At 36.1% G+C, this 11,206-nt stretch carries 10 protein-coding genes; 3 read left to right on the top strand and 7 right to left on the bottom strand.

Features of this window, described 5'->3' with window-relative positions:
* Positions 1–93: 93 nt before the first annotated feature.
* The 7 genes from PF272_RS10660 to PF272_RS10630 all read right to left on the bottom strand — a co-directional run bounded on the left by PF272_RS10660 (position 94) and on the right by PF272_RS10630 (position 7,592).
* Positions 94–1,305 carry an MFS transporter gene (locus PF272_RS10660; protein ID WP_271142740.1) on the bottom strand — a complete coding sequence of 404 codons (1,212 nt, stop codon included), beginning with the start codon at positions 1,303–1,305 and terminating at the stop codon, positions 94–96.
* 84 nt (positions 1,306–1,389) lie between these two features.
* Entirely contained in the window at positions 1,390–3,372 is a 1,983-nt protein-coding gene (locus PF272_RS10655; RefSeq protein ID WP_271142739.1) for an exoribonuclease II, read from the bottom strand.
* A gap of 63 nt (positions 3,373–3,435) precedes the next feature.
* Entirely contained in the window at positions 3,436–4,224 is a 789-nt protein-coding gene (gene fabI, locus PF272_RS10650) for an enoyl-ACP reductase FabI (protein ID WP_065237788.1), read from the bottom strand.
* 144 nt (positions 4,225–4,368) lie between these two features.
* Positions 4,369–5,181, bottom strand: coding sequence for a 4-hydroxy-tetrahydrodipicolinate reductase (gene dapB / locus PF272_RS10645; RefSeq protein ID WP_271142738.1), 813 nt, complete (start codon positions 5,179–5,181; stop codon positions 4,369–4,371).
* 9 nt (positions 5,182–5,190) lie between these two features.
* The gene (rlmM, locus tag PF272_RS10640; RefSeq protein WP_271142737.1) at positions 5,191–6,288 is read right to left on the bottom strand and encodes a 23S rRNA (cytidine(2498)-2'-O)-methyltransferase RlmM; all 1,098 of its coding nucleotides are present in this window, start codon (positions 6,286–6,288) and stop codon (positions 5,191–5,193) included.
* A gap of 9 nt (positions 6,289–6,297) precedes the next feature.
* A complete protein-coding gene (locus PF272_RS10635) occupies positions 6,298–6,705 on the bottom strand; it encodes a DUF423 domain-containing protein (RefSeq protein WP_271142736.1) in 408 nt (135 codons plus the stop codon).
* A gap of 11 nt (positions 6,706–6,716) precedes the next feature.
* Positions 6,717–7,592 carry a transcriptional regulator GcvA gene (locus PF272_RS10630; RefSeq protein ID WP_271142735.1) on the bottom strand — a complete coding sequence of 292 codons (876 nt, stop codon included), beginning with the start codon at positions 7,590–7,592 and terminating at the stop codon, positions 6,717–6,719.
* 584 nt (positions 7,593–8,176) lie between these two features.
* Here PF272_RS10630 and argG point away from each other — a divergent pair.
* From argG to PF272_RS10615, 3 genes are all read left to right on the top strand, one after another.
* Positions 8,177–9,508, top strand: a complete 1,332-nt coding sequence (gene argG / locus PF272_RS10625) for an argininosuccinate synthase (protein ID WP_065233877.1) — start codon at positions 8,177–8,179, stop codon at positions 9,506–9,508.
* Positions 9,509–9,799: 291 nt separating this feature from the next.
* Positions 9,800–10,522, top strand: a complete 723-nt coding sequence (locus PF272_RS10620; RefSeq protein ID WP_271142734.1) for an IclR family transcriptional regulator — start codon at positions 9,800–9,802, stop codon at positions 10,520–10,522.
* Positions 10,523–10,544: 22 nt separating this feature from the next.
* Positions 10,545–11,206, top strand: a 662-nt coding sequence (locus PF272_RS10615; RefSeq protein ID WP_271142733.1) for an SDR family NAD(P)-dependent oxidoreductase, incomplete at its 3' end; no start/stop codon positions are given.

Genomic DNA, 11,206 nt, shown 5'->3' with positions numbered 1-11,206 from the left:
ATTTAATTCATAATTGATACTAGAAACCTCATACTTGACAAAAGTATGAGGTTTCAATTTATTTTATTTTTATTTATCAAATGATCAGGCAAATTAAGATTTTTTATTCTTTACTCGTTCTACTTTGACTTGATATTTTGCTCTAACTACAAAGTGATAAAGGAATAATCCTAAACCAGCGACTAAGGTATTAATCCAATACATCATATTAAAGCTAAAGGCGCTTACGATCATACTGAGTAATATTGAACCAATACCGATTCCTAAATCTAAGAAAAGAAAGTAAGTTGCAGTAGCTGCACCTGCGCGTTCATTCGATACGACTTGTACACTTAATGTTTGAAATGCTGGTGCAATTGCTCCATAACCGAGACCAAGAATTGGTGCAGCAATAAAAATAAGGGGTTCTGATTGCGCTAAACTTAATATTGCCATTCCGATAATAAAGGCGATATATCCAGGATAAATAAGATAAGACGCACCATAATAATCATAAATTCGTCCAACAAAAGGGCGGGTAACAACGATGGTCAGTGCAAAGATAATAAAGAAATAACTAGCAAGTGTGCCTACACCCATAGTAGTCATCATAATTGGTACAAACACCAAAATCCCCGAATATGTAAAACTCATAAAGAGTCCCATTAATGCCCAAGGTAAAGCACGATATTCGATAAAACGTGCCAGATTCCATTTTTTATGTTTTTTAGGCTTTGGTAGGGCAAGGGCTTCAGGTAAAGGTTTACGATTTGCGGCATAAAAACCAGCTAAACCAATTAAGGCACAAGCAATAAATAATGCGCTATCACCAAAGGAATCTAAAATTAATAGACCGAAGAAGGGACCAATTACCATTGCAATATTGACAAACATTGCAAAGTAACCAACGCCCTCTCCTTTACGGGATATGGGGAGAATAAGTACAGCAACTGTTGCAACCGTTGTGGTACCAATTGCAAATAGCATTCCTTGAAAGAAACGGTAGATAAATAGATATTCCATTGAAGGAGAGAAATTAAAGGCTGCGGTAATTAGGAAAAATAATCCAGTCGAAAACCAGAGCATTTTCTTTTTATTTAGGCTATCAATTAATTCACCCGCAAAAGGACGACACAGAATACAACCAATTTGGAAACAAGTCATGGTCATTCCGGCATCAAAAGCTGTGCCACCATAGGAAAGAGTGATAATAATTGGAAGAGCGGAAACCATAATGTATTGTACAATATAGAACACACTACTACTAATACCATAGCCTGTGAATTCTGGTGTCCATAAAGGTTCTTTTGCCATTGTTTTTTTCATTATTTGTCACTCCTAACAGAAAAAGTGTTGTGCCTAATGACGCAACACTTTTCCTCTATTTTTTCTTTATAATAAGAAATTAATTTATTGATTAGTTACCAATTCGCCAATAATACTGCGAGTGTTGGTATTGACCTCGATTAAACGAATAGAGAGCATATCAGCTAATTGATATTGACGTTTACCTTGGATATATAGCGCAATATCATCACTATTTACTTCAATTTCATCTTTATTATTATGAATTAATGACATAGGAATAAAGACACTTGCACCATTCTCAGCTAATTGGACGCGTAATCCACCTCGGGTAATATCCATAATTTGTGCTGAATAGACGGTTTTATCTGCTACTTTGTTGGCTAAGTACAAACAATACAACCAATCTGCAATATCACGTTCAACTAAGCGATTTTGTTTGCGTGCTTCTTGTAAACGTAATAAAACGCTTTCTTCTACTGGTGGTAATGGTTGTTGGCTTAAAATTGCTTTAATAATGCGATGATTCACCATATCACAGTATTTACGAATAGGTGAAGTCCAAGTGGCATAAGCAGATAATCCTAAACCAAAATGTGGTGCTGCTTCCGCTTTAAATTCAGCAAACGTAAGGTAGCGTCGTAAACGTGTTTCAAAATATTCAGCATGTTGGTCTAAATCATGCTGCATATTACAGTAACCCTCTAACGTGGATAAGGTTTCTGTTGCATAACGTTGCGCTAATTCTGGTTGAGTTTCATCCGTCGCAAGATGGTTTAACAAAAATTGACTAGCTGCGGGTAAGAATTTTTTATCGAAGCCACTATGTGTATTAAAAATTGCTGGAGCTTGATGTGTAGTTAAAAATTGTGCTGCACAAGTATTGGCAATTATCATACACTCTTCAACAATACGATTTGCAATTCTGCGATAATCAGCACGGATTTCGCTAATCTCACCATTTTCATTCAGAATAAAATTATAGTCAGGGCGATCTTTAAATAGAATTGCATGCTGTTGACGCCACGTGATTCTTGCTAAACAGAATTGATGTAATGCGTCTATTTGATTTTTAATCACATCATTCGTAGGTTGCCATGCGTTAGGTTGCTGTTCTAAATAATCGGATACGGCATCATAAGCTAATTTTGCTTTTGAACGAATCCATGCCAATGTAAAAGTAGGCTCATTAATTAAAGCACCCATTAAATCAGTTTCAATAAAACAGACTAATGCAGGGCGATTTTCACCTTCCACCAAGGAACAGAGATCATCAGACAGCTCACGTGGTAGCATTGGAATATTAAAGCCCGGTAGATAATTGGTAAAGCAGCGTTGTTTCGCATCAACTTCAATTTGAGAATCAACAGGAATATAAGCAGTTGGGTCAGCAACAGCGACAGCGAGTTTCCAACCGATTTGTTTTTCTTGTTGGAGAATCGGTGTAATGGATAACGCATCATCCATATCCTCAGTGGTTTCTGAGTCAATCGTGACAAAATCAATTCCAGTTAAATCTTCTCGGATAGTTGTTTCATCAAAAGTGTAGTGTTCCAATCCAGCCACTGCAGTACGTGGTTGTTGGTGACGAGCTAAGGTTACCCACCAAGCAGATTTAGGATCATCGTGATGACAAATAAATTGCGTAACTTGAGCAAAAAAGAAGCGATCATCGCGTAATGGATGTGTTTTCAATTCAGCAACCACCCAATCACCATTTGATAAGGTATCAGTAACTTTTTTATGCACATTCGCACTGATGGGTTGATTAATATTAGGGTGATCGACAAGTAATTGTAATTTGTTGTCTTTGTTGAAACGTACTCGAGCAATGAAGCGAGTAAGCATTGGCTCAATTAAACTATCTGGCTCAGCTTGCTCTTTATCGCCAACGGTTTCGATAACGGCTTTAATCTTATCTCCATGCATCACTTTTTTCATTGCTTGCGGTGGAATGAAGTAATTTTTTTTCTCACATTCTAAAAAGCCGTAAGCTTTATCAGTGGCTTTCACAATACCTTCTACATGAGGTTTACTATCACGAATTTGTTGTTTGAGTTGGCTGAGGAGAGGATTATCTTGGAACATACTTTATCCGATTAAAAACAAAAAAATTCGCTCCGATTAACGGAGCGAAATAAAAAGAAAATCTTAAGCGAGTTCTAATTCACTCATAGCTACAGTACTGAAACCTGCATCAACGTGAACAACTTCACCTGTGATGCCAGCAGCAAGATCTGAACATAAAAATGCTGCGGTATTACCTACATCTTCAATAGTTACAGTACGGCGAAGTGGCGCTGTATTTTCAAAATGACCTAGCATTTTCTTGAAGTTTTTGATACCTGAAGCTGCTAAGGTACGAATTGGACCAGCAGAAATTGCATTAACACGGATATTTTCTTTACCCATTGCCGATGCCATATAGCGAGTATTGGCTTCGAGAGAAGCTTTTGCTAGACCCATAACATTATAGTTAGGAATAGCACGTTCAGCGCCTAAATAAGAAAGTGTTAATAATGCTGCACCTGGATTAAGATTTGGGCGAGCAGCTTTTGCCATTGCTACAAAACTATAAGCACTAATATCGTGTGCGATACGGAAACCTTCACGATTAACCGCATTTACGTAATCACCATCAAGTTGATCACCTGGTGCAAATGCAATAGCGTGCACAAAGCCATCAAATTTATCCCAATGTTTATGTAATTCAGCAAAACAATTTTCAATACTTTCGTCAGTACCTACATCACAAGGGATGACAATGGAAGAACCGAGTTCTTGAGCGAATTCTTCAACACGACCTTTTAATTTGTCATTTTGATAAGTAAATGCAAGTTCTGCACCTTCACGATGCATTGCTTGTGCAATACCGTAAGCGATAGAACGATTACTTGCTACACCAGCAATTAAAATACGTTTATTAGTTAAAAATCCCATAATTTATCCTATGTTAGTTGCAGTTAAACGGGGCGAATTATAGCAGAAATCGGAAGTGGAACAAATCAGACCGATAAAATTGGCTAGTGGAGTAGTTTTAGGTTTCTGCTTAATGTGAGAAACCTAAAACAAACAGAAATAACGTTATAAAGAATTCAAATCTAAAACGTCAGTCATGTCAAATAACCCAGTGTTATGATTAGCTAACCATTTTGCTGCACGTACAGCGCCGTGAGCAAATGTCATTCGACTAGACGCTTTATGAGCAATTTCTACACGTTCACCCTCATCAGCGAACCATACTGTGTGTTCACCAACGACATCACCAGCACGGATTGTAGCAAAACCAATTTGATCTTGTTTGCGTTCACCGGTAATACCTTCGCGGGCATATACAGCGTGTTGTTTAAGATCTTTCCCCATGGCTTTAGCAATATGTTCACCCATAGATAAAGCTGTTCCTGATGGCGCATCAACTTTATGGCGATGGTGTGCTTCGATAATTTCGATATCACAATAATCTCCCATCACTTTGGCAGCCTTTTCAAGTAATTTAAAGACGAGATTCACCCCTACACTGTAATTAGAGGCAAAGACAATCCCAATCTGTTCAGCAGCTTGTTGAATAGCTTGTTTGCCTTGCTCATCAAACCCAGTTGTACCAATGACCATTTTCTTTTGATATTGGCGACAGATTGCCAAATGCTCTAATGTACCTTCTGGGCGAGTAAAATCAATTACCAGATCAAATTGATCAATACTTGCGATAAGGTTATCAGTAACGGTGACGCCATTGTGTCCAATACCCGCTAATTCTCCGGCATCGCTACCAAGTAAAGTTGAACCAACACGTTCAAACGCCGCAGTTAATTGTACGCCTTCAGCTTTACTAACTGCTTGAATTAACTGGCGCCCCATACGTCCACCAGCACCAACAACAGCAATTCTTAATGTCATATACTTTCCTTATTTCGTTGATTTTAAACAGATATGTACAGTGATCTCTTCTCGATCGTGATACAGATGTTTTGCTTGGATCTGATAATGCAGGCCTGCATCAATTAATTTTTCTTCAATCAAGAAGATACATTTTTGTACTTCAATATAGCGTTTTTTCATGGGTAATTTTAGGTTAAAAATCGTTTCGCGACACCAACTATTCACTAACCATTTTGCGATTAACTCTGCGACACGAATTGGCTGTTCTACCATATCGCAAACGAGCCAATCAATATTCCGTTTTTTAGGTGGTTGAAATTTAAAACCATCTTCTGGGCAGTGTTCAACTCGTCCGGTTTCTTGTAGAGATTCAGCTACTTTGCCGTGATCAACCGCATAGACAAATAATCCGCGTCTAACTAACTGATATGTCCAACCGCCTGGGCACGCCCCTAAATCAACAGCATAGTGATGTTCAGTTAAACGTTGTTTCTCTTCGGTTTCAGTTAAGAATGTTTTAATCGCTTCTTCTAATTTCAATGTAGAACGACTTGGTGCAGCAGCTGGGAAGCGTAATCGCTTAATTCCCATAAAATCAGGGGAGTGATTATGGTTAAATGAATAACCAATAAAACAGCTATCAGAACTGGTAAAGAAGAGATGTAGAGTAAATGTCGTACTTTTACTTGTGGTACGCCCAGCTAAATAACCAGCTTGTTTTAAACGCTGACGCAAAGGTACGGTAAATTTGCGACAAAATGGTAATAACTCTTTTGCTTGATTGGTATCTGCTGTTTCAACCCAAACTTCTGTCATTGCCTTTAAATCAAGATCAGTCTGGGAAAGGAAATCCATAATTGGTGAAATACGATCTGTGGTTGAGGCAAAGGTTAGTTGTTGAATTACGGCAAACCATTGGCGACAAAAAATAAGCGTATTAAATGCAATATCTTGGATTAATAATTTAATATCCTCTGCATTACTACATTCAAAGATAACAAAGGCAGTATCAGGTTCAGTACGCGCAAAACCATATACACCTAAATTAATCGCTTTATCGTTGATTTCCGCTGCCATTTCTTTTTCAAAGCCAGCGCGACAATATAAAATTAATTGGTTTGTCATAATTATCTCTTACTTATTTAAATTAGAGGAGTGGCGATAACGTACGCCAAGATAAGCTAAGTAACCCCAGCCCAACAAGAAAAATACACCACCTATTGGCGTAATATGAGCAAAGGTTTTATTTCCTGTCAAAGCCAAACAGTATAGGCTAAAACTAAAGAGTAAGATACCAACCAGCCAACAATAACCACTAACAGCCGTTTTTTTACGCCAATTGATGTCAATAGTAGTGAATTGAGATAACAATGTAAGACCGAACAAGGCTAAGGTGTGAAATACTTGGTAACGCCAGCCAATTTCTATCCAATTTATTGCTTCTGCCGAAAGTTGCTTACTTAAAGCATGAGATGTGAAAGCACCAAAGGCGACACAAAAAAAACCGCTTAATGCGGTAAAGATGAGAAAACGTTTAAACACAAATTTTTTCCTTATACTAAAGAGATTAACCAATCATGAAAGGCTTTAATCTTTTCATCATTTTCACGATCTGGGTGATAAACAACATAAAATGCTTTTGGATCTTTGAGTTGTAAATTCAACACTTCTTGTAAATTACCTTGCTTAATTTCTTTTTGTGCCAGTAATTCGTTGGCTAATACAATACCTTGACCGTGAATAGCTGCTTGTAATGCCATAAAGGTATGACTAAAAACAGGATTATGTTGTAAATCAATTCCTTCAATTTCAAGTGCTTTTAAAGCCCTTTGCCAATTATCGCGATTATGTACGTGCAGTAAAGTGTGTTGTCGTAAATCATCAGGTTGATGAATCGGTAATTTACTGAGTAAAGAGGGAGCAGCTAACACTAATAAACGTGACTCTTTTAGGCGTTCAACTGTAAGCCCTTGCCAATCACCTTTACCATAATAGACTGCTATATCAACTTCGTGAGTTAATAACCCTTCGTCGAGATCAACCCCATTAATGCGGACATCAATATCGGGATAACGTTGGTTAAATTCACTAAGTTGCGGAACTAACCATTGCATACCAAAAGTTTGAGGAATATTAATGGAAAGCACTTTTTCTGCTTTATTTTTAGTTAATTTATCGGTAGCTTCCATCAATTTTTTTAGAATATTGTTTATATCAAAAAAATAAGTTTTTCCGGCTTCAGTGAGTTCCAGTGTACGATTTTTGCGCAAAAAAAGCTCAGTACCTAAAAAATCTTCTAAAATTTTTATTTGATGACTGACCGCTGCTTGAGTAACAAAAAGCTCTTCAGCCGCTTTTGTGAAGCTTAAATGTCTGGCGGCAGAATCAAAAGCTTTCAGAGCATTTAAGGGAGGCAAACGTTTAACCATAATTTAGTATCCAATATAAAAACTTTATGTTAGTAGTTATTATAGCTTGTTATTAGTTTTTTTTATGTAAAAGATAAAAAAAAATTGTTTGTTTCTTTGTGAGCAGCTCCATAGAATGTGCGCCATACTTAATGATTGGTCATTCCTTACTAGTTAATGAGTTTCAGATTCTTAAGTATGATGTTGTGTTTGCATATTAGTCTAGACTTTCTAGACTGAGTAACTGAGAAGTTACTCATTTCACTTCCTGTATATTATTTATAAACAGAATTGTTTATCTGCCACCTAACGATTTAGGTGGCATTTTTTTTGCGACCGATTCTAGCATAGCCCTCCTGCATTCTCTAACGTTATTTTTTGACCTATTTTGCAGAAGTTGTCGATGATTTAGCCAGATTGAGTACATTTACTTATGCTAAACGCTATAATACTTAAAAATTGAATTTTTATTTATAAAAAATGAATTTTTATGCAATTTGTTTGCTAAAGAAGGTGGACACCAATAGGATTTTAGGGAATAATACGCACTCGGTAAACGTTCGTTTTATCACAGAATCAAACACATCTCATGAATAGGAATTAATATGTCAACAACAATTCTCGAATCTCTCCCAGTCGGTCAAAAGGTTGGTATTGCGTTTTCAGGTGGTCTAGATACAAGTGCGGCATTACTTTGGATGCGTCAAAAAGGAGCTGTACCTTATGCATATACCGCAAATTTAGGTCAGCCAGATGAAGATGATTACGATGCAATCCCACGTAAAGCGAAAGAATATGGTGCAGAAAATGCACGTTTAATTGATTGTCGTAGTCAGCTTGCTAACGAAGGTATTGCAGCCATTCAATGTGGTGCATTCCATATTAGTACTGGTGGTGTTACTTATTTTAATACCACACCACTCGGTCGTGCAGTTACTGGTACGATGTTGGTTACAGCAATGAAGGAAGATGATGTCAATATCTGGGGAGATGGTAGTACATTCAAAGGGAATGATATTGAACGTTTCTACCGTTATGGATTATTGACAAATCCAAGATTAAAAATCTATAAACCTTGGTTAGATCAACAATTTATTAATGAACTTGGTGGTCGCCATGAAATGTCAGAATTCTTAATCGCAAATGGCTTTAACTACAAAATGTCAGTAGAAAAAGCCTATTCAACAGACTCTAATATGCTTGGTGCAACACATGAAGCAAAAGATCTTGAGTTTTTAAATAGCGGTATCCGTATTGTTAATCCAATTATGGGCGTTGCTTTCTGGAAAGAAGATGTTGCGATTAAAGCGGAAGAAGTCACAGTACGTTTTGAAGAAGGGATTCCTGTTGCATTGAATGGAAAAACATTTGCAAATGCAGTTGATCTTTTCTTAGAAGCAAATCGTATTGGTGGACGCCATGGTTTAGGTATGTCAGACCAAATTGAAAACCGTATTATCGAAGCGAAAAGTCGTGGTATTTATGAAGCCCCAGGAATGGCCCTATTACATATTGCCTATGAACGTTTAGTAACAGGAATTCATAACGAAGATACTATCGAACAATATCGTATTAATGGTTTACGTTTAGGTCGTTTACTATATCAAGGACGTTGGTTTGATCCGCAAGCATTAATGTTAAGAGAAACAGCACAACGTTGGGTTGCTCGTGCTGTAACTGGTGAAGTAACGCTTGAATTACGCCGCGGTAATGACTACTCAATTTTAAATACTGAGTCACCAAACTTAACTTATCAACCAGAACGTTTGAGTATGGAAAAAGTGGAAAATGCCCCATTTGATCCAAAAGATCGTATTGGTCAATTAACAATGCGTAACTTAGATATTACTGATACACGCGATAAACTCGGCATCTATACACAAACTGGTTTATTATTAAATAACTCTGCTTTCCCACAACTTGGTAAAAAAGAGTAATCCATTCTTTATTCTACAACCGCTAAAGATGTATTCATCTTTAGCGGTTTTTTATATCTTGGGATCTATCTAATCGAATTTATCTAAATAAATTTATTATTTCACTATTAATTATTTCTTACCTATATTTCTTGTTGAATTACATATTTTAATTATATTTAGTTATGTTTTTTTATGTCTTAGTATTTATTTCCATATTGTGGAAATAAATTTCCATAATACAAAAATGATATATAGATCACATTAATATTTCCGAGTGTCATTTATATTTATCTAAAAAGGAGGATATTAATGGTTGCTAATACAAAAAGTATATTAAAAGGAATTGATGTGTTAGAAGCCGTAGCATCAGGAAATAGAACATTAATGGATATCCATAAGATGCTTGGATTACCTATAACTACTGTACATAGGACATTAAAATCATTAGAGATGAAAAATTATATTCGTGATGTTAAAGGTGTTGGTTATGTATTAGGGTCAGGAATTATTAGATTAGGTGTTATTGCTCAGGAACAGATGCCACTAAAAGCAATAGCTCACCCATATTTAGAACAATTAGCTATAAAAACACAAGATACAGTTCATCTAGGAATTAGGGAAGGAGATTATATTGATAAAGTTCCAGGAGGACGTTCAATAGAAATGCGATCTCGAATAGGAGATAAATTACCTCTTATTACTACAGGGATAGGAAAAGCATTAATGTTAGATCTTCCACAAATGGAAATAGAACGTTTAATAAATAAATATATTTCAGCTGAAAAAATTCAGAATATAAAAGAAAGGATTAAATTATATAAAAAAGAAGATTTTAGTTTTGATTTAGAAGATAACAGTGAGTTTTTACGTTGTGTTGCGGTACCAATTAGAAATAAATATGGAAATATTATTGCTGCTATTTCTGTAGCTAGTATTAGTTTATATATGGATGAAAATAGAATGTATGATCTAATTGGGGAATTAAAAAATGTTTCTAGATGTATATCTAATGATATTGAAAATTTAGCTTAACTTTAAATTAGGAGATTTAATAATGCTTGATGATATTAAAAACAAAAGAGTTATTGTTACTGGATCTAGTAAAGGTATTGGTTTATCAGTAGCTAAACTTTTTGCTAAATATGGAGCTACAGTTGCAGTTACTTCCCATAATAAACCAGAAAATATACCAGCTTTATTAGCTGACATCACAAAGGATGGCGGAAAAGCTTATTACTATCAAGTCGATTTTACTCATGAAGAAGAATGTAAGCATTTTATAACTATCTTTGTTCAGGAACATGGGGGCATTGATATATTAATCAATAATGTTGGGGGATTAGTAGGCCGTAGACAATTGGATCAAATGGATCAGCAGTTTTTACATGATGTATTTAATCTCAATGTAGCATCGGCACAATATATGACTCAGCACTGTTTACCTTATTTATTAGATTCTGCTAAACAAGATAATTGGACTGCGTCTGTTATTACAGTTGGTTCCTTTGCTGCTTATATGGGAGGCGGTCCAGGGGCATCATTGTATGCTGCTTCAAAAGCTTGGTTACATACTGTGAATAAGTCTTGGGCAAGTGCTTATGCTAAACAAGGTATACGCTTTAATATTGTTTCTCCTGGAACAGTCGATACTGCATTTCATGCTGATAAAGACGCTACCGTAAGGGAAGCGATTAATAAGACAATTCCTTTAGGTCG

Origin of the sequence: Gallibacterium faecale (genome assembly GCF_027920745.1) — a bacterium.
Classification (GTDB): domain Bacteria; phylum Pseudomonadota; class Gammaproteobacteria; order Enterobacterales; family Pasteurellaceae; genus Gallibacterium; species Gallibacterium faecale.
The sequence above is the reverse complement of the archived record's forward strand: the minus strand, read 5'-3'. Positions and strand labels throughout refer to the sequence as shown.

Coding starts and splice junctions, on each gene's coding strand:
- PF272_RS10655 (WP_271142739.1), bottom strand. CDS start 3,372: ATGTTCCAAGATAATCCTCTCCTCAGCCAACTCAAACAACAAATTCGT.
- fabI (WP_065237788.1), bottom strand. CDS start 4,224: ATGGGATTTTTAACTAATAAACGTATTTTAATTGCTGGTGTAGCAAGT.
- PF272_RS10620 (WP_271142734.1), top strand. CDS start 9,800: ATGGTTGCTAATACAAAAAGTATATTAAAAGGAATTGATGTGTTAGAA.
- argG (WP_065233877.1), top strand. CDS start 8,177: ATGTCAACAACAATTCTCGAATCTCTCCCAGTCGGTCAAAAGGTTGGT.
- PF272_RS10630 (WP_271142735.1), bottom strand. CDS start 7,592: ATGGTTAAACGTTTGCCTCCCTTAAATGCTCTGAAAGCTTTTGATTCT.
- PF272_RS10660 (WP_271142740.1), bottom strand. CDS start 1,305: ATGAAAAAAACAATGGCAAAAGAACCTTTATGGACACCAGAATTCACA.
- dapB (WP_271142738.1), bottom strand. CDS start 5,181: ATGACATTAAGAATTGCTGTTGTTGGTGCTGGTGGACGTATGGGGCGC.
- rlmM (WP_271142737.1), bottom strand. CDS start 6,288: ATGACAAACCAATTAATTTTATATTGTCGCGCTGGCTTTGAAAAAGAA.